The sequence below is a fragment of the Leptospira noguchii serovar Panama str. CZ214 genome (genome assembly GCF_000306255.2).
GTDB classification, from domain to species: Bacteria; Spirochaetota; Leptospiria; order Leptospirales; family Leptospiraceae; genus Leptospira; species Leptospira noguchii.
Genome location: NZ_AKWY02000034.1, coordinates 644,870 through 665,521 on the forward strand (window position 1 = coordinate 644,870; position 20,652 = coordinate 665,521).

37 protein-coding genes and 3 pseudogenes are annotated in these 20,652 nt (G+C 38.5%); 20 read left to right on the top strand and 20 right to left on the bottom strand.

The features are described from left to right. Window positions 1-242: 242 nt before the first annotated feature. Window positions 243-428: a hypothetical protein gene (locus tag LEP1GSC059_RS20925; RefSeq protein WP_051015949.1), complete on the bottom strand. Its 186-nt coding sequence runs from the start codon at window positions 426-428 to the stop codon at window positions 243-245. Between LEP1GSC059_RS20925 and LEP1GSC059_RS20235 the strand changes: the two genes are divergently transcribed. From LEP1GSC059_RS20235 to LEP1GSC059_RS20325, 18 genes are all read left to right on the top strand, one after another. Continuing rightward, a complete protein-coding gene (locus LEP1GSC059_RS20235; RefSeq protein WP_002176721.1) occupies window positions 390-1,985 on the top strand; it encodes a methyl-accepting chemotaxis protein in 1,596 nt (531 codons plus the stop codon). The two genes, LEP1GSC059_RS20925 and LEP1GSC059_RS20235, sit on opposite strands and share 39 nt — an antisense overlap. 676 nt (window positions 1,986-2,661) lie before the next feature. Then, window positions 2,662-2,946 carry a hypothetical protein gene (locus LEP1GSC059_RS20240; protein ID WP_002176774.1) on the top strand — a complete coding sequence of 95 codons (285 nt, stop codon included), beginning with the start codon at window positions 2,662-2,664 and terminating at the stop codon, window positions 2,944-2,946. Window positions 2,947-3,319: 373 nt separating this feature from the next. After that, window positions 3,320-3,688, top strand: a complete 369-nt coding sequence (locus tag LEP1GSC059_RS20245; RefSeq protein WP_017214949.1) for a hypothetical protein — start codon at window positions 3,320-3,322, stop codon at window positions 3,686-3,688. Between the two features lie 4 nt (window positions 3,689-3,692). Next, the gene (locus tag LEP1GSC059_RS24940; protein ID WP_017214950.1) at window positions 3,693-3,923 is read left to right on the top strand and encodes a hypothetical protein; all 231 of its coding nucleotides are present in this window, start codon (window positions 3,693-3,695) and stop codon (window positions 3,921-3,923) included. Then, complete coding sequence (locus tag LEP1GSC059_RS20255; protein WP_017214951.1) at window positions 3,920-4,120, top strand: hypothetical protein; 201 nt, start codon at window positions 3,920-3,922, stop codon at window positions 4,118-4,120. Before LEP1GSC059_RS24940 ends, LEP1GSC059_RS20255 begins: the two co-directional genes overlap by 4 nt. Next, a complete protein-coding gene (locus LEP1GSC059_RS24470; RefSeq protein WP_017214952.1) occupies window positions 4,117-4,308 on the top strand; it encodes a hypothetical protein in 192 nt (63 codons plus the stop codon). Before LEP1GSC059_RS20255 ends, LEP1GSC059_RS24470 begins: the two co-directional genes overlap by 4 nt. Then, window positions 4,305-4,523, top strand: coding sequence for a hypothetical protein (locus LEP1GSC059_RS20265; protein WP_017214953.1), 219 nt, complete (start codon window positions 4,305-4,307; stop codon window positions 4,521-4,523). Before LEP1GSC059_RS24470 ends, LEP1GSC059_RS20265 begins: the two co-directional genes overlap by 4 nt. Window positions 4,524-4,731: 208 nt before the next feature. Continuing rightward, complete coding sequence (locus tag LEP1GSC059_RS24475; RefSeq protein ID WP_017214955.1) at window positions 4,732-4,941, top strand: hypothetical protein; 210 nt, start codon at window positions 4,732-4,734, stop codon at window positions 4,939-4,941. A 33-nt stretch (window positions 4,942-4,974) separates the two neighbouring features. After that, entirely contained in the window at window positions 4,975-5,301 is a 327-nt protein-coding gene (locus LEP1GSC059_RS20280; RefSeq protein ID WP_036057947.1) for a hypothetical protein, read from the top strand. Between the two features lie 325 nt (window positions 5,302-5,626). Further along, window positions 5,627-5,809 (top strand): hypothetical protein, encoded by a 183-nt coding sequence (locus LEP1GSC059_RS20290; RefSeq protein ID WP_016755803.1) that lies wholly within the window; start codon window positions 5,627-5,629, stop codon window positions 5,807-5,809. Beyond that, window positions 5,806-6,594 carry a hypothetical protein gene (locus LEP1GSC059_RS20295; protein ID WP_017214958.1) on the top strand — a complete coding sequence of 263 codons (789 nt, stop codon included), beginning with the start codon at window positions 5,806-5,808 and terminating at the stop codon, window positions 6,592-6,594. The genes LEP1GSC059_RS20290 and LEP1GSC059_RS20295 overlap by 4 nt, the downstream gene beginning before the upstream one ends. 12 nt (window positions 6,595-6,606) lie before the next feature. Beyond that, complete coding sequence (locus tag LEP1GSC059_RS23840; protein ID WP_017214959.1) at window positions 6,607-6,753, top strand: hypothetical protein; 147 nt, start codon at window positions 6,607-6,609, stop codon at window positions 6,751-6,753. Between the two features lie 5 nt (window positions 6,754-6,758). After that, window positions 6,759-6,923, top strand: coding sequence for a hypothetical protein (locus LEP1GSC059_RS23845; RefSeq protein WP_020981265.1), 165 nt, complete (start codon window positions 6,759-6,761; stop codon window positions 6,921-6,923). 241 nt (window positions 6,924-7,164) lie between these two features. Next, entirely contained in the window at window positions 7,165-7,344 is a 180-nt protein-coding gene (locus tag LEP1GSC059_RS20305) for a hypothetical protein (RefSeq protein WP_017214962.1), read from the top strand. Continuing rightward, entirely contained in the window at window positions 7,337-7,714 is a 378-nt protein-coding gene (locus LEP1GSC059_RS20310) for a DUF736 family protein (protein WP_017214963.1), read from the top strand. The genes LEP1GSC059_RS20305 and LEP1GSC059_RS20310 overlap by 8 nt, the downstream gene beginning before the upstream one ends. A gap of 176 nt (window positions 7,715-7,890) precedes the next feature. Beyond that, window positions 7,891-9,057: a replication initiation factor domain-containing protein gene (locus tag LEP1GSC059_RS20315; protein ID WP_020981306.1), complete on the top strand. Its 1,167-nt coding sequence runs from the start codon at window positions 7,891-7,893 to the stop codon at window positions 9,055-9,057. Window positions 9,058-9,186: 129 nt separating this feature from the next. Further along, the gene (locus LEP1GSC059_RS20320; protein WP_017214965.1) at window positions 9,187-9,750 is read left to right on the top strand and encodes a hypothetical protein; all 564 of its coding nucleotides are present in this window, start codon (window positions 9,187-9,189) and stop codon (window positions 9,748-9,750) included. 99 nt (window positions 9,751-9,849) lie between these two features. Further along, complete coding sequence (locus LEP1GSC059_RS20325; RefSeq protein WP_017214966.1) at window positions 9,850-10,359, top strand: hypothetical protein; 510 nt, start codon at window positions 9,850-9,852, stop codon at window positions 10,357-10,359. Window positions 10,360-10,407: 48 nt separating this feature from the next. Here LEP1GSC059_RS20325 and LEP1GSC059_RS20330 read toward each other — a convergent pair whose 3' ends face one another. From LEP1GSC059_RS20330 to LEP1GSC059_RS23350, 19 genes and pseudogenes are all read right to left on the bottom strand, one after another. Continuing rightward, complete coding sequence (locus tag LEP1GSC059_RS20330; RefSeq protein WP_017213559.1) at window positions 10,408-10,887, bottom strand: hypothetical protein; 480 nt, start codon at window positions 10,885-10,887, stop codon at window positions 10,408-10,410. A 128-nt stretch (window positions 10,888-11,015) separates the two neighbouring features. Next, complete coding sequence (locus LEP1GSC059_RS20335) at window positions 11,016-11,273, bottom strand: MazG-like family protein (RefSeq protein WP_017213557.1); 258 nt, start codon at window positions 11,271-11,273, stop codon at window positions 11,016-11,018. Next, a pseudogene (locus LEP1GSC059_RS20340) lies at window positions 11,270-11,634 on the bottom strand (DUF488 family protein, N3 subclade). Before LEP1GSC059_RS20340 ends, LEP1GSC059_RS20335 begins: the two are co-directional and overlap by 4 nt. Continuing rightward, entirely contained in the window at window positions 11,634-11,885 is a 252-nt protein-coding gene (locus LEP1GSC059_RS23485; protein WP_020980475.1) for a hypothetical protein, read from the bottom strand. The pseudogene LEP1GSC059_RS20340 and the gene LEP1GSC059_RS23485 overlap by 1 nt, the downstream one beginning before the upstream one ends. A 111-nt stretch (window positions 11,886-11,996) precedes the next feature. Then, window positions 11,997-12,152: a hypothetical protein gene (locus tag LEP1GSC059_RS24485; protein WP_017214970.1), complete on the bottom strand. Its 156-nt coding sequence runs from the start codon at window positions 12,150-12,152 to the stop codon at window positions 11,997-11,999. Continuing rightward, window positions 12,136-12,329, bottom strand: a pseudogene (locus LEP1GSC059_RS24490) (hypothetical protein). The gene LEP1GSC059_RS24485 and the pseudogene LEP1GSC059_RS24490 overlap by 17 nt, the downstream one beginning before the upstream one ends. A gap of 2 nt (window positions 12,330-12,331) precedes the next feature. Then, window positions 12,332-12,481 carry a hypothetical protein gene (locus LEP1GSC059_RS23850; RefSeq protein ID WP_017214152.1) on the bottom strand — a complete coding sequence of 50 codons (150 nt, stop codon included), beginning with the start codon at window positions 12,479-12,481 and terminating at the stop codon, window positions 12,332-12,334. Continuing rightward, window positions 12,478-13,072 (bottom strand): annotated as a pseudogene (locus tag LEP1GSC059_RS20350) (host-nuclease inhibitor Gam family protein). Before LEP1GSC059_RS20350 ends, LEP1GSC059_RS23850 begins: the two are co-directional and overlap by 4 nt. Window positions 13,073-13,081: 9 nt before the next feature. Next, window positions 13,082-13,249, bottom strand: a complete 168-nt coding sequence (locus tag LEP1GSC059_RS23855) for a hypothetical protein (protein WP_017213550.1) — start codon at window positions 13,247-13,249, stop codon at window positions 13,082-13,084. Window positions 13,250-13,264: 15 nt separating this feature from the next. After that, on the bottom strand, window positions 13,265-13,591 hold the full coding sequence (locus LEP1GSC059_RS20355) for a hypothetical protein (RefSeq protein WP_017213549.1): 327 nt from the start codon (window positions 13,589-13,591) through the stop codon (window positions 13,265-13,267). 27 nt (window positions 13,592-13,618) lie between these two features. After that, window positions 13,619-14,623, bottom strand: coding sequence for an ATP-binding protein (locus tag LEP1GSC059_RS20360; protein WP_017214153.1), 1,005 nt, complete (start codon window positions 14,621-14,623; stop codon window positions 13,619-13,621). Continuing rightward, window positions 14,620-16,332 (bottom strand): DDE-type integrase/transposase/recombinase, encoded by a 1,713-nt coding sequence (locus LEP1GSC059_RS20365; protein WP_017214154.1) that lies wholly within the window; start codon window positions 16,330-16,332, stop codon window positions 14,620-14,622. The genes LEP1GSC059_RS20360 and LEP1GSC059_RS20365 overlap by 4 nt, the downstream gene beginning before the upstream one ends. After that, entirely contained in the window at window positions 16,329-17,207 is an 879-nt protein-coding gene (locus tag LEP1GSC059_RS20370) for a hypothetical protein (protein WP_017213546.1), read from the bottom strand. The genes LEP1GSC059_RS20365 and LEP1GSC059_RS20370 overlap by 4 nt, the downstream gene beginning before the upstream one ends. A gap of 15 nt (window positions 17,208-17,222) precedes the next feature. Beyond that, entirely contained in the window at window positions 17,223-17,534 is a 312-nt protein-coding gene (locus LEP1GSC059_RS20375) for a hypothetical protein (RefSeq protein ID WP_235592132.1), read from the bottom strand. 4 nt (window positions 17,535-17,538) lie between these two features. After that, window positions 17,539-18,012 carry a hypothetical protein gene (locus tag LEP1GSC059_RS20380; protein ID WP_017213667.1) on the bottom strand — a complete coding sequence of 158 codons (474 nt, stop codon included), beginning with the start codon at window positions 18,010-18,012 and terminating at the stop codon, window positions 17,539-17,541. A gap of 241 nt (window positions 18,013-18,253) precedes the next feature. Then, window positions 18,254-18,529: a hypothetical protein gene (locus tag LEP1GSC059_RS20385; protein WP_017213668.1), complete on the bottom strand. Its 276-nt coding sequence runs from the start codon at window positions 18,527-18,529 to the stop codon at window positions 18,254-18,256. Then, entirely contained in the window at window positions 18,522-18,728 is a 207-nt protein-coding gene (locus tag LEP1GSC059_RS20390; RefSeq protein ID WP_017213669.1) for a hypothetical protein, read from the bottom strand. The genes LEP1GSC059_RS20385 and LEP1GSC059_RS20390 overlap by 8 nt, the downstream gene beginning before the upstream one ends. After that, window positions 18,725-18,943 (bottom strand): hypothetical protein, encoded by a 219-nt coding sequence (locus tag LEP1GSC059_RS20395; protein ID WP_017213670.1) that lies wholly within the window; start codon window positions 18,941-18,943, stop codon window positions 18,725-18,727. The genes LEP1GSC059_RS20390 and LEP1GSC059_RS20395 overlap by 4 nt, the downstream gene beginning before the upstream one ends. Continuing rightward, on the bottom strand, window positions 18,940-19,260 hold the full coding sequence (locus LEP1GSC059_RS23350) for a hypothetical protein (RefSeq protein WP_017213671.1): 321 nt from the start codon (window positions 19,258-19,260) through the stop codon (window positions 18,940-18,942). The genes LEP1GSC059_RS20395 and LEP1GSC059_RS23350 overlap by 4 nt, the downstream gene beginning before the upstream one ends. Before the next feature lie 96 nt (window positions 19,261-19,356). Between LEP1GSC059_RS23350 and LEP1GSC059_RS20405 the strand changes: the two genes are divergently transcribed. Together LEP1GSC059_RS20405 and LEP1GSC059_RS20415 are read left to right on the top strand one after the other, a co-directional pair. Then, window positions 19,357-19,779, top strand: a complete 423-nt coding sequence (locus LEP1GSC059_RS20405) for a transcriptional regulator (protein WP_017213672.1) — start codon at window positions 19,357-19,359, stop codon at window positions 19,777-19,779. A gap of 362 nt (window positions 19,780-20,141) precedes the next feature. After that, window positions 20,142-20,582: a helix-turn-helix domain-containing protein gene (locus tag LEP1GSC059_RS20415; RefSeq protein ID WP_017213674.1), complete on the top strand. Its 441-nt coding sequence runs from the start codon at window positions 20,142-20,144 to the stop codon at window positions 20,580-20,582. Window positions 20,583-20,652 lie beyond the last annotated feature (70 nt).

Genomic DNA, 20,652 nt, shown 5'->3' on the forward strand with positions numbered 1-20,652 from the left:
ATTATTACAAATTAAAATAAATACTTACTTTAACATTTTTCTGTTTTAGCAAGTATTTTCAAAATTTATTTATAAGTTGTGTTTATTTCTAAAATTATAAAGTTTACTGTTTAAATGACAAAAATGTTTCAGATAATTTTTGACTTAAAAAAATACAGTTACAAAATTTAAATTAGAAATTTTTTCGTTATAGTCTTGTAAATTCTTTCAGAACGGAAATATCCGAAAAGATAGACGTTCTTTTATTTTTTATTTAGTACTGAGAATATTACATCCTTTGAATTTACTTTTTTACAAATGACTCCCAAATAAGATTTTTTTATTCCGAAGTTTTTGCTTTTCTTTTTTATCCACACTTTCAAAATGAACTTCTTCGTAGGAGTATTCTCATGCAGAATCTGATCCAATCCGAAAAATCTTCTATCCATCAAATTTGGAAAGAAGGCGCCGTAGTTATCAATCGAATTCGTTTCGGATTGGTCATTCTTTTTTCCCTTACACTAATCAGTGTTTCTAAAACGAATCATCCCATCCAAGTAATAGCACACGTTGCCGGTACAACTTTAATGGGACTTTATTGTCTCTTAGAATTTCTCCTTCATCGAGCTGGTAAAGTAGGGGTTCGATTTCAGAAAACATTAGTTCTTTTTGATGTGAATATTCTTTCTTTAACTCTGATGGTAGATTGTTCCATTGAGCCAGAAGTATCATCCGGTATACTTGCCAATATGCTCATATTCTTTATCTATTTCTATATAATGCTTTATTCGTCTTTTTTAGGGGAAAAAAAATTCATTCTTTTGATTGGTGTTTTTTCCGCGTTAGGCATCATCTCTTCGGTTTTTGTGGCTTGGAAAGGTGGTATGATTCTCACAGAAGATCCAGAAATAGGTAAAAAACCAGGTAGCCTGATCTTTTCCGTCCAGATCATTAAAGTTACTTTTGTGTTTACGGCCAGCGTGATTCTTTTTCATTTGATGAAACTTTTTGATAAACTTACTACAGAAGGTTCAAGACTTTACGAGGATTCTCAACATCTCTTAAAAAAACTTACTCAAGATCGTGAGGTATTGGAAAATTCAGCTGAAAATTTAGAATCTTCAATTCGGAAATTTGCAGAATTTATCAATCGAACCGGAGAGAAAATGGAATCTCAAGCCGCCGCCATCGAAGAAGTCAACGCAGTGATCGAAGAACTTTCCGTTTCTTCTTCAAACACCACTCATTCTATCGAAACCCAAAATTTGAGTTTGAGCGAACTTGTTGGAAATTCAGAAAAGTTAGATGAAATCTTAAAAAACAGTGCTTCCTTAAGCGAAGCTCTCGCCGTTTTTGCTAAAGAAAATAAAATAGATATGGAAAACGTAACGATCGCTGCAGAAAAAACAAAATCTTACCTCATGGACATTTCGAATTCGTTTAACAAAGTAGATGAAATCAATCGAATCATGAGTGAGATTGCGGATAAAACCAATCTACTTGCTCTAAACGCTTCGATTGAAGCGGCAAGGGCAGGTGTAGCCGGAAGAGGTTTTGCAGTAGTCGCAAATGAAGTAAGTAAACTTGCAGAATTTACTTCTAGCAACGCCAAATCTATTTCAGAAATTGTCAATCAGTCCAGGCAATTTATCGAAGAAGCAAGAATTGCTTCTACAGAAACTGGAAACTTAACGGAAAATCAGAAGATGAAAAATTTAGATACCGCAGATAGAATCGATAAGATGAATCAGTTTTATCTGGAACAAAAATCAATTATCCAAAAGTTCGTCTCAGAAGTGAATCGAATTAAATTGACTTCTGAAAAGATTCTCAGATCCACTCAAGAGCAAATGTTAGGACAAAAGGAAATGGTTCAGACGATGGGAAATTTAGGTTCTGAAATCAATCAAATCAACGAAGATTCAGGACAACTCCAAGAAGAAATCGTAAGAATCAAAACTCAAGCTTCTGAACTTAGACTTTTAAGTATTCAATCTGAAAATTAATTTCGAAATTTTAATAAATATTTTCTACCTTTTTTAAAATCTATTCTAACGTTAGCCCAGGTAATAAAATGAGAAAAATTTTCTAAAAGTTATAAATTCCTACAATTTTAAAATTTGTTTGTAAAATTGTGACTTGGGTAGTTCCTGCAAAATATGTCTCTTTATTATTTGGCTTATTACTTTTTAGGAATTAATAATTTTTTCATAAAAAATAAAATGTGGGAACTACAACAAAATTCCACGGTAAAGTCTTTTAAACTCGAACTCTTTCCACACAGAAAAATACGAATTGACTATGGAATATTATTTCAAACTCAATAGGACTCAAAATAGTCCTTTCTTAGATAAACCCGCTCATCTTATTTCATAGACTACAAAGAAATTATAACATTAGAGTTGTTGAAAAATTCCATAATTCAGATCAAAAAACTGCTTTAATTTACCGTTTCCATGAAACAGAAACTGATTGAGAATTAATTTTTCAACAACTCTATTATGCTGCGATCTATATAACAGCATTTAGTTCTTATTCGTCTAAATTTTTTTACGCCGAAGTCACATTTAATAGAAAGATATCTAAAAATTTTTCAAAAATTTATTTTGAAATTCATGATTCTCTCTTGAAATTTCAACAAAGTGTGAACTCTTTTTTTCTTCGTAAAGAGAGGAATTTTTAGTGATCCAAAAATATTTTCAAACAGTGCTATTTTTAAGTTTAGTTTTAATCGGAATTTTATTGCCTGGAAAAATATTTTCCCAAGCAAGTGATGCTGCAGCTGCAATTCAAGAAGCATGTAATCGTTTAGTAAACGAGGGAATTTACAAAAGTTGCAAAGCCGCCCCAGGTTTTTCTGCACATCAAGGTTATTATAGTCAGTCGGCTCAAGTCAAATGCGAATGTATCAACAAAAAAGATAACAATAAAACTATTGTTACAATCACTCTCGGTCAGTATTACTGAAAATTTTTAAATGGCGTTCTATTGTTTTTGGTTTTATAAAATGGAACGTCATTTATTTACTTTTAGGAAATTTAAAGATAACGACATTCCTTCAATCAAATTTCTACGTAAAATCACTGTTAGATGATAATAATATCATCGCGAAATAAAAAATTCTCCCTATAAAACTCTCCAGTTACCAGAAAAGCATCCTAGATAAACTATCAAAACTCTCGCATATTATCTCGATCGGATTGGCGTAAAATTTTATCATCCCCAGAAATGAGACATAATATGTAAAAGAGGAAGTCCAATTATGTTCACATTAAAGTGATATAAATTTAAAAAATTTATCACTTTTTGCATTTCCGTGTAGTATACTAAGGTAATAATAATGAATTCCTCAAAAAAAACACCTCAAGAACAATATTCACAACTTATTAACCATTTTGATACATTACGCGAAAATGCTTTATTAAAGCTTGCGAGCAGAGAAGAGGGCGACTTTGAGCCTGGATCTCTCAACTGGTGGTCCGGCAAAGTCAAAGCAATAATTTCATATGCTTCGGAGATTGAAGATAAGTTCGCACGTGGACGTTATGTTTTAAAGACATTCGATGATCACGATTCCACCCAAGCGATCGGTAAATCAATCAAGCAAACCGCAAGAAAAAACTTAGAAGAAATCATGAAAATATCCGCCCGAATGTATTATCAATTTTGCATAGATCTTGATGACATCAGAGATAAAGGAAGAGAATGAATCCATGAGGTTGAGGTATTTTGTTTATTTTAGAGAACAAAATGGATACGAAAGGGTATTCGGAATAACGTCTCGGAGTCTTCTCGGCGCAAAACAATATGCAACGAAACTCTTAAAATCCGATATGTCAAGGTTTGCTATCGAAACAATAGAAATAGAGGATAGAAATTTAACAGTTCCGTTTTGGATAGCTCACAAATTTGTTGGATCGAGGAAATGGAGTTCGTTCACATGAAAGCTGAAAACATTTCTTTAGAAAGGAAAAAGAATGCGACCTTGCTTAGAAAAGGGACTGATATATACATCAAAGGTAACCGTTTGAGCCTTAAAGACGGATTTTTTTGGGCAACAATTAAAGCTTATCCAAGCTTTAATTTCCGGATAACACTAAGGGGCGCAAAACAATTTTTAAGAAACGGTAAGGCAATATGAAGTATTCTGAATATATGATATTTGTCTTTTTTGGAATGGCTGTTGCGTTTTTTCTATCATTTATTTTTGAAGCTTTGAACCCAGAACCACATGAGGGCGCACTATTGTTTAATAGTTTTGGCTTTGGGGTATCTATGTATTTATCTTTAATTCTGGTTCATTTTGTAAGTAGAAAGGGAGTGAAATGAAGCTATCCGAACTTATGACCGTAATAGGGGATTTAGTGACTAAAGGTCAGGTCAACGTGAAAAGCAGAACTACGTTACGCGACTATTCCTTCGTAATCATAAACGCAGGCGACTACAGGTATATTGCTGAGTTAGATTCAGAGCAGAACGTAAAATCTTTAGAACGATTGAGTGACCTTTACGATCGTATCTATGGAGTTATGGACGAAAGTTGAAAATAGGAACGGAAGTAATGATTTACGAAAAAAGAAAACGAATTTTGAAACTATTAAGACGCGGTTATTGTTTGCAACGAGTTAATTTAGAACTTGTTTTGACCAGAGAACGGACATTCCAACTTAGAACTCCATTTGCCAGGAATAAAATCGATCAGGTTCCTTTGTTCATTATTAAAAAATTTGTGGAAACTGGAAAAGTCGAAAAATGAATAAAGACTTAATCGAAACCATGAATGAGCAGCTTCGCGCGAAAGGGCTTCCTGAAGTAAAGCCAGGTAGTCAAACACAACGTCTAACGTGCGTAAATTGCGGACGGGCGACTACAGTATTGTATAAGCTTGGTCGCTGTCGGACATGTGTAACAACCGGCCATAAGAATCGGCTTTTACCACCTAATCGGATTAAGTTTTTTTAATATTCAATGAGACATAAATAAAGGAAAATCTGTATGGAATTCTATCTCTGCCTTAGCTTTATCACGGGAAATCTGGTGGCCCTTTTGTACATTTTCATGGAAAGGGCTTATTCTGAATTATCATCAAAATCAAAATCAAGAACAAGAACAAAAGAAGATATTAAGAAAGAAACGATACAAGCATTTAGTAAAACAAAAACGATCCAAACAAAATTAGAGGTTTTTCTTGAGGGATTAGAGTTCAAGCGGGAAATTTTAAACAATATATTTAGTTCAGACGACCCTGATTTTGTTCAATTGGATTCTGAACTAAAAGATTTAATCGAATTAGTAAAATCTAAAATTATAAAGTATAGGTAGAACAATGGAACTAATATTAATCATATCCGGAGGGACGTTAGTATCATTCGGCCTTTTCTATTTCGACAACCTTGCAAACAAAAAGGAACAAAAACTTTGAAGTTTATTGATGAATTGACTGAGGAGGAAGTCGAAAAGATTTTCGGGATTATAAAGAAAAGGTTAAACGATGAACTCTCGAACGCAATCAAGAACGCTTCCATGAAAGTTCATAGATATTTAAACAAAGAGAACAACGAAGAATTACTGTATTTTACACAATGCAAAAAGTGCGGAAGCCACTACCTTCAAGACGAAAAACATATTTGCGAACAGGAAAATCAAAATGCCTAAAACGATACGCACCGTAGATTTTGTAGAACGTGTAAAGGATTTAATCCGCAAGGGATACGACAAGTCAGAGGTAGCTAGACGCCTCGCGAAAGAAGACGGAAGAGAAAAATCGTATTCATATAAGCTAATAAACTCGTGTATTGAGGAAGGTCCGTTTAAGGCGGTAGGACAGTGATCGACTACAATCAAGCAAAAAGACTTTTAACCCAGGTCGGTGTAAAGTCTGCACCGGGAACAAAATATAAAGTTCGTTTCGAAGATATAAAATCGGGGAATTACTTTTTTTCTCAAAAGCTCGCAATCCCAAAAGAACTTCCTGCTGGAAAAACATACAAAGCGATCGTATTAGAAATCGTAGGAGAGAACCCAGAAAAAGAAGTTTCCAGTTTTGACTTTTTAATTCCTGGAAGGGAAGTTCCTCCACCCCTACCGGAAAAGGAAGAAATCTCACCTGTCGGGTCCACAGATTTAAATCTGAAACTACTTTTACAGCTACGTGAGCAAGATAGGATTTCTCACGAGAATGAAAGACTCTTATGGGAAAACAAATTAGATCATCAAAAATTATTTTACGAAAATGAACTCAGACGAAAAGACGAAGCTCATATAGTAGAGATTAAAAGAATTCTCGCTGACTGTGAATCTAAGATTGATTTAATCCGAAACAATCATATCGCCTTAGAGTCCGAACGTTTGAAAATGCGTTCTACAATTGAAAAAACGGTTCGAGCAGAATTGAAGGTTCCAGCTCAAGAGAGTATGGATATAAATTCTTTATTAAGCAATCCGATTGTTTACGGCCTTGCTTCTTCGTTTGCAAAAACGAAAGGAATTGATCTTCCGGCACTCCCCAATGTTTCGGGCCTGGATCTAAACTCACTTCTTCAAGGACTTCAAGGAGTGATGGGAGCAGAGGTGGGAAAAAGCACGGGCGGACTCTTGGAGTTACTCAAAAAATAAGGAGAATTAAAAATGGAAGAAGAGATTCAAATACTGAAAAAGAAATTAGAACTCATAACGGAGATGATGAGTTTTCTATTTCAAAAACTGTCGAGCTTCGTAACGAAGGACGAGGCAAACACAATCAAACAAGTATTAGAAAAATTGAAAGAGGATTAAGAAAGATGGATATAAGTTCAATTAATATTATATTAAAAGATGGAACCATGGTCATCGCACAAGTGAGCGAAATGGCCGTAATCGATTCCGGCGCGGTCAACAAAATCAAAGAAGCGGTCGAGACTTCCGGAGTTGGACAAACGATTAAGGAAAGTGTAAAGGGTGGGTAGAGCCTACTACTATAATCCGGGAAAACAACCGCCAAAAAAGTTACGTTATACGCCTAAGCACGACGGACGTGACTGGCAACGTGAACTTTGCGCGGTGTTTTGCGGAACTCTGGTTCCGCCAGAAAAGTGGAAACCTGAGTGGATCGAATTACACAAACAATTTGAGACTGCCAAGGATGGTTTCTCTGTAAATCCCGAGCGGTAGCGAGAAGCATTTTTTAGAAAAAAAGGAGAAACTAAAATGATAGAGGCACAAACGGTTAAAGTGACGAGAGAAGAGGGTAACGATGGAGTAAAATACAACATCGTAATTCCGAACGACGAAGCGAACATTCATCTGATCTTAGAAGAGGATAAGTTCATTTCTCTTGTAAAAGGGATCGGAGCTTTGGAGAAAGAAATGGAGTTGAAGGATGTCTAAGACAGTCGGCTTCATGGAAGAGAAACAGAATAAGGAAGGAAAAAAATTTCTGAATTTAGAAATTAATTTTCCGTTTGTTCCAAGAATGGAGTTTTTTGTAGCGCAAAACGGAAAGAAACATTCGCCGGATGCCAAGGACTCCGCACCTGACTACTTAGTTTACTACGCAAAGAATCAGGCGGGAGCGATCTGGAAAAAGATTTCTAAGAGTAGCTCAAAGGAATATCTTTCTTGCGAAATATTCGCTCCATTCTCTCCAGAGGGCAAGCTCAATTTTGCCCTTTTCCCAGATCCGGAAACATCGGGACGATACAACGTATTGTATTCGGAACCGAATGAGAAAAAATCAGAATCGGATGTTCCATTCTGAAAATCGCGGCTTTATTTGTAAGGCGGGGACGCTAAGGGAATAAAGCCCAACTTAGGCAGGCCGGGGGACGTGCGTCCCCCGGTTTTTTTATGCCCGTTTTTTCGGGGTCGAGGGGGGAGAGTAATACCCCCCCGCTAATCAAATGGGAATCCAAACTATCTGGGAAAATCAAACTTATGAGTTCAGAAATCTTTTCTCAACCCACAGAAAATCAACATCCGATTCCAGAATATTTAAAAACTCCGTTTATTGACTGGCTTTCTTTTTCGATCGAATACTCAGATGAGTCTTGGAACTGGCTCCACGCGACCTTTGGAGAACTAAAAGTTGAGGAAAAAGGGGCAAATACCGGCCACACACACACTTTCCGAACGACTGCGGATGTATTCGGTGCATTTTCTCCAGAACGGAAGAGCCAAAAAATTTACATCTCACTTTCCTCCAAAGCTCTATATAATTTTGGAGCCTCGAAAGAGACTCTTACGACACTCATCCAATCCGCGATCAAACTAAACGGAAGATTTACAAGGATCGACTTAGCACAAGACGACTACGAAGGAAATTTGAACCTTGTGAATATCTATGAAAAATTGCAGAGAAAAGAAGTCGCGACACGGTTTAGAGGATACTCTAAATTCGAAGCTCCTTTTGACTTGGTAACATCCGGATCTTTATTCAAAGATCCTAAATTAGGAAAGTTAGGATATACGATTTACATCGGAGCGTTTCGAGGAAGTAACGTATTCGTTCGGATCTATGACAAAAAATTGCAGACTGGACAGGAATGCGCTTGGCCGATTTGGAACCGAGTCGAATTCCAATTGAATCACGACGCTGCCGACCAATATTGTAACCCGAGCTGGAACGTAAGTCCGGAAACGGGCGAAATTTTAAATACGAGTGAGAAGTTTCCAGATCCGCGTCGAGCAAAATTCGAAGATCGGAGTTTTCCGAAAACCGCATACTACTACCTGAAATTTTTAGATCCAACGTATAAACAAAAAACAAACGAATTTGGTCATTATTATTTAGAAGAAAACGGAAAACAAATGTGGACACCGTGCAAGTGGTGGACCGAATTCTTGCGAGCGAGCGAATCCGAACCGATTGGACTTCCCAGAAATCAAACCGGCTTGCAAGACATAGACAACTGGTTAAAGAATCAGGTTTCGGGAGCTGTATTTTTAATGTCCGATCTTTATGGAGACAAATACTTTTCTGAATTGAAAGCAGAAGGAAAAGAGAAGTTCGAGAAAAACAAAAAATACCAAAGACTCAAAGAACAATTCAAGGAAAAGAAAAGATTACAAGAGGAAGATATTCCGGATGAGGTCGGATTTTGATCTTGTCCTTACCCTGTTCTTAAAAAAAAGAAATAAAATTCAACCTGTTCTCAACTTATTCTGAACTTGTTCTATACCTATCATTCACCAAAAACTCAAAAAATTCTCATTGTATGCTAAAATTCATTCGTGAATTCAGTATTTGAGCTACTTAAAAAACTACCAAACGTAAATTCTCCGGCAATCCAAGCACTTCTAACGCATTTGGAGAAAAATCCGCAACGTTACAAAAATCTAAAATCAAACTTAGATCCGTTGGAATCTTTCGTGGATACGGTCTCTGATGTTTTTCGTTATGCGTATTTGTATCCGGATGATTTAGGGGAATATAAAAACAAAAGTATATTCGAATTGTATAATTTTGTAAGATTGCTTCCGTATCATGCGGACCCGAAAGGGCTGGAAACAGTGAGTCGTTTTCTTTACACAAGGGAACTGGATTTCCCGATTCGGGATTGTGACGATAAAACCGTTCCTATACTCGCTTGGGCGATATTTAACAAAGTGCCTTGCCGCGCGGTTGTTTGTGGAGAAGGGCAAACTCCTCATCATATTTATCCCGAAGTAAAACTTTCCGGAGTTTGGTATTCAGCGGATGCAACTTACTTCAATCGATGTTCCTTCGGAATGAAACTCTACGGAGAGAAGTTCAGAAAAGAATACTATCTCTCAAACTTCATAAAAAAATTCTAATTTTTTAACCTGTCGTTTACCTGTCTTTAACCTATTAGCAGGTAGTAAAAATTCAGAGCTTGTACTTTTTTTCAAAGACTGTTATCCTTTGAAAACAGTATGAGTTACCGACTAACGTTAGAAGGAGATAAAAGCCTTCCCGAAGACTTCCAAATTATCCGGGCTTATGGAAAATTTATTCCTACCGGAGAATTACAAGGAGATGAACTTTTTGGAGATTTTTATTTAGAAGGATTCAATTACTATTCTCCTTCCGTAGCTCAACTTTCCGGACCCGAGGCCGCACTCGATACAGTTCACCTCGGAAGTTTTTTTCATGATGACGCCTATTCGGTTGCACTGTCTGGGGATGAGTTAGGAAGGTTTGGTGCACTTTTTCGGGGAATAAAATTACCTTCAATCAAACCGATCCGATTTCCTAACGTCCGAATCAAAGCGCCTAACTTGAGTAAGTCGTTTAAAGGTATATCAAAAGGAATTTCGAGTGCCGGAAAATCCGTCATGAAAGCCGGAAAGGACATTGTTAAGGCTCACGGAAAAGCGTTTAAGGATGCCGGAATGTCCCCACCCACAAGTATACTTCCAGAAACGCATCTAAAACGAGACTGAAAAGTATAAAAAAATACTAAAAAACATTCTTTTAAGAATCTTTTTGGTTCAAAGTTGAGAAGAATTTCTAAGGTTTGTTTCTCTTTCGAAACGAGATTTCATAGATTTAAGAGCTTCAATAAGTGATTGATATTGATGAAAGGAGAGTTTTTCGGAAGGAATTTTGAAGGTTTTTTGAGCCATCGATTCCAAAGAAATCTGATACGGTGCAATTTTATTCACTTGAGAGAGAAGTATTTTGGTCATTTCTTTCTGGTCTATTGAAGGAATTGAGAAGACCTGAGATTTTGGAATGGATCTCTTCTTATCTCGTCTCTGTGATCTTCTGAAGACTCCTGGATGTGCTTTTTTTAATGAATCGATAATCTTTTGAATTTGGCTTTCGGAAAGAAAACTTAGTCTTTCACCCATTGCCAAAGACGAGCTAATCTCTTGAAGAGTTTCCTTTGAATACCCTATATTTCGTCCAACAGCAAAAAGCTGTTTCAAACGTTGCTTTCTTTTCTCTTCTTCAACTGTATCCTTCATATAGTTTTTTTGAGAAATGGTTCGATTTGATCCTTCAAATTCCTCTTCAAAATCCCGGCATTTACAAGACCCATTCCGATAATATCCCATACACCCCGTTTGACTCGGTGCATCCATAGTATCTCCATTTACTTCCGATTTCTATCGAAGCATTCAATCATCGAAATAGATACAGCGGCAACTTGTATCAGTTCGTTTCTATACTCAGAGTAATCATGATTTTTACCTTCGTATCTAAAGTAAGATTCAAGGGCGGCTTTTTGAACTTCGCCAACTTCCTCTCCAAGTATCATACACCATTCCACAGGTTTGTGATTTTGTGGACCGAACTTTAAATCTTGTTTATCGCGTTCTTCGGAGATCTCTTTAAAAATGTTTTCTCTCACTTATTATCTACCTCCCTATATTCCGCTACATGAAATCCGCTTTTGATAAACCAAAGTGCTACACGAGATCGATGGCATTCAACCGGATCTTTTTCATAACAACACAATGCAATTGGATTATTGTTGGAGAGTGTTTTGAGTTGATCAATTATTTCCATAACATTCAAATTTTCTAAAATAGAATCGAATTTTTTCCAGTCATATCCTTCATTTAGCATTTCTTTTGTGGGAGCCAGTATTTTAAATTGAATTTGTTTCCCCTTTGCAATCCAGCGAGGGGAAAATCTTGAAATATTAAAACAACGTATCCGGCTGCCAGCAGTTTATCGGTTTTATGATGATAGGATGTTACGATTTTCATTATGCCCCTCCTGACCCTTCCTGTGGTGGAAATTTATTTCCGTTGTTGTTTAAATTTTCTTGTGGTTGATAACCACTTCTTTCGATTCGGATCGGTTCTTTGAATAGAACTCGAAATATAAGATACCAGAGGAAAAGAGCAAAAATTCCAACCAGTAACCAGATAGTGAGAGTTCCCATGACCGTATACATAAGAACCAATTCAAAAATTTCTAATTGACTCATGCTGATCTTTGCTTCTCCAAGTATCATTCTCGAATTCCCACTCTTCAACAGACCAACCCAGCTCAGTGAGTTTCATAATTGCGGTCTCTGAATCCGAATCAAGAAGGTCGTATGCTTGATGGAAATCGATAGAGTTTTTCAATGCGACTCTCTCAGGTTCGAGATAGTTTTTTGATCTTCTAATGTTTCTCTTTCATGCTTTTTTAGATCATCAAAGAAGAGAGATTTTCGAATATTATACAAAAGTTGAGTCACTTCTTCGTATCTTTGGATCGTTTTAATTTGAATGCTCATTGCTTTCTGTTCTCCTTCTTAACTCGACATAGTATTTTCGCATCCGTTCAGTTTTTAAGTAGTCTGGAAGATCCTTCCAACGTCTTGGAGTCCAACCGCGACGAAGGAAGTTTTCACAGTGATTATCCAAAGATCCTCCGAGCGTTTTAAATCAATGGGATCCTCTTCGTGGCTCATAACTAAAGTCCTGACTCAGTCGGATATTTATCCAGGATCCATTCCACGAGATAAAATATCTGATCAACATTGTCGCTTTGGTTTGAATCTGTTGCTGCAAGGTCTTGGATGGTTTCCAAAACCTTGCGAACTTTTAGCGGAAGTTCGTTCATGCGGCGTCTCCGATCGCTTCGATTTCTACATCCGTTTCGGATGGAGAGATGTATAAACGCTCGGATTCTTCGTTGAGTTCTACCCCGATTTTTTGCATTGCCTTCAATGGTTCCGCAAGGATCTGTTCTTTGTTCAACTCCAACTTAACTCGAAGGAAGACACCGCTTAATCGAGAAACGAGACTGTTAAACTTTTGAGAAGACCATTCTCTGAAAGAATTCTATCAAAGAGTTTTTGCGTTGCCCGTGTCTTGACACTTGCCGGAATTCTTCTCAACTTTAAAATACCTGTGGTCAATTTGCAGGTTTTATACTCTGGATCAGGAAAGAGATCTTCCTTATGATGATCCACGAAGTGCTTTATCCCAGCCGCAATGTGTTGGATTTTTAAGTCCAATGGGGAAATCTTTTCCTGAAGATCGTTTTGGAGCTTGCTGATTTGGTCGTCTGTCTCGCTCGTGATTCGATCTCTCTGGCGTTTGAACTCCCCAAGCTGTTGCACACGGCTTGGGTGAGGTCATCGCGGTTTACGTAGTTGTTATCCGGTAAATCAACTAATGTATTTTTACTCGTCTTTTCCTTTTTAGCCACGATGACCTCCTATTCTTTCGGTTCCGAATTCTCAGGAGTCATGTCTACTGCGACTCCGCTTGCAGAGGAAGGAATGACTTTAGCAGGTGGAACCTGATTCTTTAGCTTCTTCTTCTTTCCCGTTTTTTTGGTAGCGACTTTCTTCTTCGCAACCTTTTTCTTCTTTGCAATCGCCATACGTTTCTCCTTCCTTTATACCGCGACTTGATCCACGACGAATTCACCCAAAGCAGATTGAAGATCCTTCAATTCACTTTCGAGTGACTTGAGATTTTTCTTTTGCTCTTCCTTTGCGGTTTTCAATCGATCTTTTACGGTTTTGATTTTGTCATCGATCGCTTGAATCTTTACTTTCTTTTCCTCTTCTAAAAGCTGGATCGTTTCTTTCTTCTCCTCCTCTAAAAGTGTAACCTCAGTTTCAAGATCTCCCGAATTCGTTTTAAATTCAGAGATCTGTTTTTTGACTTCAGCTACTCTTTGCAGAGCGTTATTGTGTTCTTCCTGGTTTGCGATTTTCATGTTACCTCTCAATATTAAAATATTGCGTTATTCGTTTGCTGTTCTTAGGAGGACTTCCGCAGACTGAACATCACCCGGTGAACGATCTCTGATTAGATCTATAGCCGCTTCGAACGTCATCTTTTGACCGTCAAGACTCAGTCTTGATTTCTTAATGTCACTTTCGTCACCGCTTAGATATGTAGAGATTGCGGCTTTGCTTAATTCTTTACCCGTAATTTCTCGAACTCTTCTTGCTACTTCACGTTGAGTGATCTTAAGTTTTTTGAGTATTTCTCCAAAGGATTGTGGAAAGATGATCTTTGCTTGATCATAAGTGAGAACTCGATTCCATCCAGGGAATGTTCTCTCGATTTTTTGGATCTGATGTTTCACTCCGAGTGGAGTCGGGAATGTGTTCTGGATAAAAATCTGACGAGACTTTTGTCCATTCTGTCCAGACTCGAATTTGACTTCGAAAGCTCGCTCTGCGAATGAAAGAACTTCGTTGTCTTTAAGCGGTTCCAAATTCGTCTTGCGAATTCTCCATCCAATCTCTTGAGTCTTAATCAAAGAGCGAAGCCAAGGGCCTTCGTTTTTTCCAAACATGACGATTGAGAAAAGATTTTCTTTTTCGGGAATGCTAATCTCATGAATCTTTTTTAGGTCTCTAAGAAGTTTGCCAGAGAGAGCCTGTGACTCATCGAATAATAGAACGATCTTACGCTTTCGTTTAAAAGCGGCAGTAAGGATCTCTCTAAGAATCAGTTGTTTCGCATGAGCGTTTCCGGGAATTTCTCTATCCGGACTAAGTTCAGAGATCATCACTTTCATAATCTGATTGATGTTGTAATCGAAACTTTCATAGCATCTTCCCATTTCAATTACTTGAAACCTATTCGGATAATCGCGCCAAAAATGTAGCATGTGTTCGTATAGAAACGTCTTACCTGCGCCAACATGTCCGACGACGCACTCCCAACCGGAACTGTCGACGGCATGCTTGATTGCTCTAATTACCCTATTTGTGTTTTCCGTATCTACAAAACTCATTCCGCGTTCTCCTTAGAATCGTTAGATTCAAAATCAATGTTATTCAGAATATTCAAAAGTTCATATATTTCTTGGTTAGTAATCGAGCCTTTGAGGGCAAGGCTTGAATTCAGTCGTCCCTGGACGGCTTCAAAAAGTTCAACTGGCATTTCGGAACGATAGATTAAAAGACGTCGTTCGATGTAGCTCCACGCCGATTCCAATTCGGTGAACTCACTTGGTGCCATCGTTGCGGGAGTTTCGACAGGGACTGAATTTGCAGGAAAGTATCGTAGGTTTTCCATTTCTGCTTCTGGATAAAGATCTTCGATCGTAAAAATTTTACGTTGTCTCTTGGCGCCATCACGGATATCTTCACGTAACTTCATACGATCGGTTTTCAGCCATGTGTCCGATGATTGCGTTTGGTATCCTGTATGTTGCGATATACTTCTTGCTCCGTCCGGATTGCAAATATAAAGATTTCCTAATTTATCCTCTGCTACGAGATTTCCTTCGCGGTCTCTGAAGAGAGTGACGTTTTGGCCTACCAAATCCAAAGCGACTCCATAGGAATGATTTCGATATTCGATACAGCCGTAATTGTTGACGACTCGATTATCGAATGTTACTGTAGCGTCGTAAAAGTTTTGCTCTGTAATTCGCCTGATTGGTTTGTCTTTTGTTCCTGCAAGCCAGAGATCAAATCGTCCACTGATTTGATTTTCGTGAATGGTATATAACGTTAGAAAATCATTCAATTCCTTGAGGTCTGCAAACTTCTTGCCGTCGATCGCGGGTTCTATGATGTTTTTATAAATTCCGATTCTACGTTCGACTGGACCTTTTGCTTTGGGCCGCCCTGGTGTGTGTGTTTTAACGATGATTCCACCGAGTCGCGTAAGTGCGTTTTTAGCACCTTTGAGTCCAGACCCCTTGTCGTTATAAAGATATTCTGGAGTTCCTTCAAATGGGTTCCGGCGATCGACTTTAGGCATCCAAGCGCGCTTGAAAAAATCAAAGTAGTCCGCCGTATTCTCGCCCCGATGTTTCGCTCCTGGCGTAATCGCCTTTCCGCCATAGGCCCAAAGATAAAATACTTTTGAGTAAACATCTACGAGAGAATAAATCCACACTTTGATCAGGTTGTCTTTGAGCATTGCGGTCTCTTCGTCTTTGTCGTCCAGAAACCAGCGGCGTTCGATTTTACCGCGTGGGTTTAAAAAATACCTGGCTGCAACGGACGCGTCGACCATGTGCGTAGAATTCGAATACGGTTCTTTCCACGTTCGTGATGCCTCTTCCGATTGCATTTCATGACGTCCGAGACCGAGACGGTTCAACCACCGGTTTGCGGTGGATTCGGTCCAAGGCAGTTGTATCTGTCCGCTGTTTCGTGCCCTCCTTAACGCAAGTTTCATTGAGAGTGGTTTCGGATTTTTGCCAGACAGATTTGAATAAACAATCTCGGCAATTATCTTCGCTTCAGTTTCCCGGAGATCCATTCGTTCAGGATTTAGATTTGATTTTCGCTTTGATTTTATCTGACCTGAGACGACGGCTAACTCTGATCCAATATTAAATTTTTCGAATCTTCTACGGATTGCGTCTTCCGACAACCCAAAGGTGGCGGCTGCTTTACGCATCATTTCACCTTTGGAATGTTTTGACGGAGCCTCTTTCCAAGCCGAATAGAATTCGTAAAACAAATCTGGATCTAATTGTTTCACTCTTGCGTCTCTCCTTGAAAAATATGGCTCGACCACGCCATCTTTAATGTTTTGAGCGAGATTTCCATTGTCGCGATTGTTCGAGATAGATAGATTCCTAACCCACCGTTTCGAGATTCTTCCGGGATGGATTCAATTCGTTGCAGCGCGTCAAGGATCGATGCGTTACACTCATCGATAATTTTTTCCGCCTCTCTTTGACTCTTGATTTTTAGGAGTTTATCCGGATCGATGTCCTTGGATTTCCGAAGAACATCAATTTGGTCGTCTTTCTTCTGGATCGACTTTTCCAGGGTTGCTTGTTTTTTTCGGAGGAGTTCCGCTTCGGCCTTTACGGTTTGATTTTCCGTTTCCAGGGATTTGATTTTTTTCTTTGAAGAATTTTCTAAAGAGGAAATCCGCTCCTCTAAAAACTCTTCCGCGGAAACGACTGTTCCGTCGGAAAGGGTTAAGGTTTCCCCTTCGAGTTGTTTGAGTCGGACTTCCTTGGCAGCTTGCAGGAATCGTTTCGGAGATGCTTCCATGAGTTGTTTAACTCGGTCACCCAGTCCAAACGATTCGATCGCATTCACATATTCTAATGCAACTCTGCCGCTCATATCGAGTTCTTGCTCTACGCAGTCATGAAATCCGGAATATCCAAGCTCATGAAACAGTTCGAGGTTGCGAATTGCTGTTAATGAGAGAGCGGTTTGAAAGATGTTCACCCTGGCTTGAGTGATATACAATTGAGCCAAGGCCTTTCGCTGTTCCGGCGAGAACTCTCTCGCCTCGCTTGCGCTCGGAATTGTCAGGGCCGTTTCCGGTTGCGATACGTTGTTGTCCGAGTCTTCTATTTCGTCTTTGTATTCGTCTAACGCTGATTTGGTTGTCATATTCTACCCATTTGATTAAGTTTGATCTTTGAGTTCGTTGGCCGTGTTGCCTAACTCTCGTTTTCGTTCCGCATCTCGTTTCCAGATTGCTCGGACTTCTTCGATGGAGATTCCAAATTCCATTTCTAAAATCTGAATATGAGCTTTTGTGTTTCGCTTGCCGGATATAACACGGGATAGGTCTCCCTGGTTTACGTTATATGCCATCGAGATTGCACGTAATGTATTCCTACCTTCTCTAATCTTACAGATTTTCAATAACTCTAATGGCAAATGTCTGCCTCTGGGAATACGTGCCATCATTAGGCTTTTTTTTAATGATGGCATATTTTCATTTTCCATAAATCCTCCTGAGGCTCCGTAGGTGGCTCGTAGCTTGTGCGAGTTTGATTTGAATTTTTGGAACAAGCTGCCAGCGAAAACTTTCTGAAAAAAACAAACCGTTCTCTTGGTCTGGCAAGATTAGATTTGTTTGCAGTAACTTGCGCTTTGCACGTTCGAGGGATTGTATCCCTGTCAGGAGTCTGAATTCTCCAGAAAAGAAGCTTTTGCCCGGAAGGAGGTGGATCAATATGTATACGGCTCCGGTTCCGTTAGCTTTTTTAATTTGGCTTTTACCCTCAATCGTATCGGGGTTGAGAATGTAGATCCCGTTACATTCCTCTATGAATTGCCAGGACATTAAAATTTGAATCGTTCGGTAGATTGTTTTTTCCGAACGCTTAAGGTTTCGTGCAACGTGTGTCGGACGAAATCCAACATTAGGATTTTCTAAAAAGAATTTTGCCACCGTCAGGAGAGTCATATTCTTACCGAATCGATTAAGGGTCTCAGTTTTACGAAAGACAAATTCAAACATGTCTTACAGAGTTTGAACTGGTAAACTGTTACTGAGGACTGTCCGCATCCGGAGCATCGTGGAATATTTGAAATAGCAATAGTATCCGAAAAAATGCCCTCGATGGAGTTACCTCCACCGAGGGAAGAGGAATTGCCTGGGTTGCAATCAGACAAGTCGGATGTTGGAAAGATTGGATTAACAAATTTCATGCGAATTTTTCTACCGTGTGGCTTTTTGGATTTTTCGTTTTATACCCTTCTTTGTTTTGAGGGGCTTGGGTGGAAAGTTCCGTAGGCAGAATGTGCAGACGAATGTATTGAGATAGCTCTTCTCCGTTGAGCTTTTTGATGAGGGCATCCGGGACCTTGCTCCAGCAACGATCAAAAACTGTGTAGACGTTTAGTCCGTGGCCTTTCAACAGTTTAACGTGGTCGCAAAGGAAACGGCTGCGGACGCGATCATATTTTCTAAGATTAGCCATTTTGATTATCCTGAATTTTTTTCTTTTCTACCCACTTGGTGAATTGTTTCTTTAGTCCGGCATCATCGATGAAATATTCATAGATTGCACAACGAGAGAGTAAGATTTCTATTGGACTTTTGTCTGATGTGTTCTCGATTTTGAGCACCGAGTCAGCTACTCGTTTGCGATGTATTTTGATTCCGAGCGTTGGATTCATGCCGCGCTTCCTGTATCTTTAGTGAGAACCAGTTGGATATTTTTGAATCCTTCTGTGTTGAGTGCGGCGATCACTCTGCGATTGTTGTTTCGTCCGGCAAAAAATTCATACGTTAATCGCTCATTTAGATTATTATGTTTTGCGAATTTACTTACGTATTTGTAACGATATACAATTTCGCGCTGAATCTCTTCCCGTTGTTGGATCGCGTTCATGCCTTAACTCCAAGGACATGAGCATCGGCTTGAATATAGAAGCCTTCACGCGAATAGATGTTTGTATAAAAATCAATGCTTATGATTGTGATGACTACGTGTAGGAATTGCCGTGACGAATCGTATTCACTTAAACCCTTACGCATTTTTAGATTTAAGATTCGCAATCCATTTGCCTGAATCTCTTCTATGTAATTCCAAGGAATGAAATACCCAACCGCGATCCAATGGAGCGAGATTTTAAAATACGAAGGCATCCAATTTGAGAACTTCAGAAATCGGTGCATCCAATTCAGTTCAATATTCCTTGCGCTCATTTGATTTGATTTCTCCTTGATTTTATGGCCTATTTTTCCGATGCTTTCTCTATGCACGGGGTAGCCTGTAGGTTAGCATAATACCGAATACGGTATTTGTCTATTAAAATTTTTACCGAAATCGGTATTTTTTTGAAAAAGCAAATTGAAAAATTACTACAAGTTCTAAATATGAATCAAAAGGAATTGGCCGACTCTTTGGAGTTATCGCCAGGGAGAATTAATGATTTAATTAATGAGAGGACTAAAGACCTTTCAGCCGAAGCAATTCGTAAGTTAAAAATTAAACATAATGTAAATCCGCTCTGGCTTTTGACTGAAGTTGGGAATATGTTTTCTGATCCCGAAGTTGAGAAAGGGCGCGATGATCAATTGAATGCTGAGTTTCAAATAATTCAGATCCTTAGGAAACGGCCTGTTGCCAAGAGTATCGTGGACAAAATTTTAGATCTAAACCGAGATTTAACAGAGAGTGAATCGAGTGTAATACGTGCAATACTGGATAGCTGGAAAAAGTGATCAACTATCACTTTTATTGATCCATGGTTTTAGAATAATGGAAGTCTCTACTGCTAAATAATGCGCTAAAACGTCGAACCTTAAGCCTGTATTTAAAAATTCGTGAATATGAGTCTTAAAAAAATCAGTAAGGATGGGGACAGACGGATGCTCGTCTTTATCGTCCAGTTTAAAATTACTATTTTGAATATCCATCTTCCAACCCCAGTTCCCGGAATTTTTGTTGTAGCGTTTTAGTATATTAACTGCTATAGACAAATCATGACGTCTCAGCAAAAATAATCCTTGATTGACACAAAAAAATACCGATAATAAAACACGATTCACATGCGCGAATGATTCTGTGTTATTTTTAAAAGTCAATGATAAATTCTCAACAAAAATATGCCAAAAATAATAATCCTTCCGATCGAATCAGGATTATTTTATCAGAGACAGGGTTTCGGCAAAACCAATTGGCTGAGGCGGGAAATGTCAAGCCTCCCACGTTAAATGGGTATTTATCAGGTGCGAGGCCCGTAGGCTTTGACTTTGCGTATGCGTTAATGAAATCACTCGGATATAACCCCTTTTGGATATTATTTGGGGATGGAGAGAAAAAGGTCCCAGCGGAAATATTCTCCGAACTGACTCCGGAAAATCATGATCGGTTTGAGGAAATTGAACGGGATAGAGTTTTTATCAGACAGATCGATGAATCGGGGATAAGAAAGGATATAGAAAGAATTTTGGAACTCAGTCGATCCGACTCAAAGCTGTTTAAGATTTTTTTCGACCGACTTTTTCCTGAAAAGCATGACTAATTTTTATGTGATATATCTCGATCAGCTCTTTGAGCGAGGCTGTTTCTTTTTTTAAATCTCTTGCAAAATT

Excerpts from the sequence above, each read along its gene's own strand:
- LEP1GSC059_RS20395 (WP_017213670.1), bottom strand. The coding sequence starts at position 18,943 with ATGAACGCGATCCAACAACGGGAAGAGATTCAGCGCGAAATTGTATAT.
- LEP1GSC059_RS20380 (WP_017213667.1), bottom strand. The coding sequence starts at position 18,012 with ATGACTCTCCTGACGGTGGCAAAATTCTTTTTAGAAAATCCTAATGTT.
- LEP1GSC059_RS20315 (WP_020981306.1), top strand. The coding sequence starts at position 7,891 with ATGAGTTCAGAAATCTTTTCTCAACCCACAGAAAATCAACATCCGATT.
- LEP1GSC059_RS23350 (WP_017213671.1), bottom strand. The coding sequence starts at position 19,260 with ATGAGCGCAAGGAATATTGAACTGAATTGGATGCACCGATTTCTGAAG.
- LEP1GSC059_RS24475 (WP_017214955.1), top strand. The coding sequence starts at position 4,732 with ATGAATAAAGACTTAATCGAAACCATGAATGAGCAGCTTCGCGCGAAA.
- LEP1GSC059_RS20360 (WP_017214153.1), bottom strand. The coding sequence starts at position 14,623 with ATGAGTTTTGTAGATACGGAAAACACAAATAGGGTAATTAGAGCAATC.
- LEP1GSC059_RS20375 (WP_235592132.1), bottom strand. The coding sequence starts at position 17,534 with ATGCCATCATTAAAAAAAAGCCTAATGATGGCACGTATTCCCAGAGGC.
- LEP1GSC059_RS23840 (WP_017214959.1), top strand. The coding sequence starts at position 6,607 with ATGGAAGAAGAGATTCAAATACTGAAAAAGAAATTAGAACTCATAACG.
- LEP1GSC059_RS20305 (WP_017214962.1), top strand. The coding sequence starts at position 7,165 with ATGATAGAGGCACAAACGGTTAAAGTGACGAGAGAAGAGGGTAACGAT.
- LEP1GSC059_RS20245 (WP_017214949.1), top strand. The coding sequence starts at position 3,320 with ATGAATTCCTCAAAAAAAACACCTCAAGAACAATATTCACAACTTATT.
- LEP1GSC059_RS20325 (WP_017214966.1), top strand. The coding sequence starts at position 9,850 with ATGAGTTACCGACTAACGTTAGAAGGAGATAAAAGCCTTCCCGAAGAC.
- LEP1GSC059_RS23485 (WP_020980475.1), bottom strand. The coding sequence starts at position 11,885 with ATGATACTTGGAGAAGCAAAGATCAGCATGAGTCAATTAGAAATTTTT.
- LEP1GSC059_RS20310 (WP_017214963.1), top strand. The coding sequence starts at position 7,337 with ATGTCTAAGACAGTCGGCTTCATGGAAGAGAAACAGAATAAGGAAGGA.
- LEP1GSC059_RS20290 (WP_016755803.1), top strand. The coding sequence starts at position 5,627 with ATGCCTAAAACGATACGCACCGTAGATTTTGTAGAACGTGTAAAGGAT.
- LEP1GSC059_RS23845 (WP_020981265.1), top strand. The coding sequence starts at position 6,759 with ATGGATATAAGTTCAATTAATATTATATTAAAAGATGGAACCATGGTC.
- LEP1GSC059_RS20255 (WP_017214951.1), top strand. The coding sequence starts at position 3,920 with ATGAAAGCTGAAAACATTTCTTTAGAAAGGAAAAAGAATGCGACCTTG.
- LEP1GSC059_RS20355 (WP_017213549.1), bottom strand. The coding sequence starts at position 13,591 with ATGAAAATCGCAAACCAGGAAGAACACAATAACGCTCTGCAAAGAGTA.
- LEP1GSC059_RS20385 (WP_017213668.1), bottom strand. The coding sequence starts at position 18,529 with ATGGCTAATCTTAGAAAATATGATCGCGTCCGCAGCCGTTTCCTTTGC.
- LEP1GSC059_RS20265 (WP_017214953.1), top strand. The coding sequence starts at position 4,305 with ATGAAGCTATCCGAACTTATGACCGTAATAGGGGATTTAGTGACTAAA.
- LEP1GSC059_RS23850 (WP_017214152.1), bottom strand. The coding sequence starts at position 12,481 with ATGAACGAACTTCCGCTAAAAGTTCGCAAGGTTTTGGAAACCATCCAA.
- LEP1GSC059_RS24940 (WP_017214950.1), top strand. The coding sequence starts at position 3,693 with ATGAGGTTGAGGTATTTTGTTTATTTTAGAGAACAAAATGGATACGAA.
- LEP1GSC059_RS20280 (WP_036057947.1), top strand. The coding sequence starts at position 4,975 with ATGGAATTCTATCTCTGCCTTAGCTTTATCACGGGAAATCTGGTGGCC.
- LEP1GSC059_RS20415 (WP_017213674.1), top strand. The coding sequence starts at position 20,142 with ATGATAAATTCTCAACAAAAATATGCCAAAAATAATAATCCTTCCGAT.
- LEP1GSC059_RS23855 (WP_017213550.1), bottom strand. The coding sequence starts at position 13,249 with ATGGCGATTGCAAAGAAGAAAAAGGTTGCGAAGAAGAAAGTCGCTACC.
- LEP1GSC059_RS24470 (WP_017214952.1), top strand. The coding sequence starts at position 4,117 with ATGAAGTATTCTGAATATATGATATTTGTCTTTTTTGGAATGGCTGTT.
- LEP1GSC059_RS20390 (WP_017213669.1), bottom strand. The coding sequence starts at position 18,728 with ATGAATCCAACGCTCGGAATCAAAATACATCGCAAACGAGTAGCTGAC.
- LEP1GSC059_RS24485 (WP_017214970.1), bottom strand. The coding sequence starts at position 12,152 with ATGAGCATTCAAATTAAAACGATCCAAAGATACGAAGAAGTGACTCAA.
- LEP1GSC059_RS20330 (WP_017213559.1), bottom strand. The coding sequence starts at position 10,887 with ATGAAGGATACAGTTGAAGAAGAGAAAAGAAAGCAACGTTTGAAACAG.
- LEP1GSC059_RS20235 (WP_002176721.1), top strand. The coding sequence starts at position 390 with ATGCAGAATCTGATCCAATCCGAAAAATCTTCTATCCATCAAATTTGG.
- LEP1GSC059_RS20925 (WP_051015949.1), bottom strand. The coding sequence starts at position 428 with ATGGATAGAAGATTTTTCGGATTGGATCAGATTCTGCATGAGAATACT.
- LEP1GSC059_RS20370 (WP_017213546.1), bottom strand. The coding sequence starts at position 17,207 with ATGACAACCAAATCAGCGTTAGACGAATACAAAGACGAAATAGAAGAC.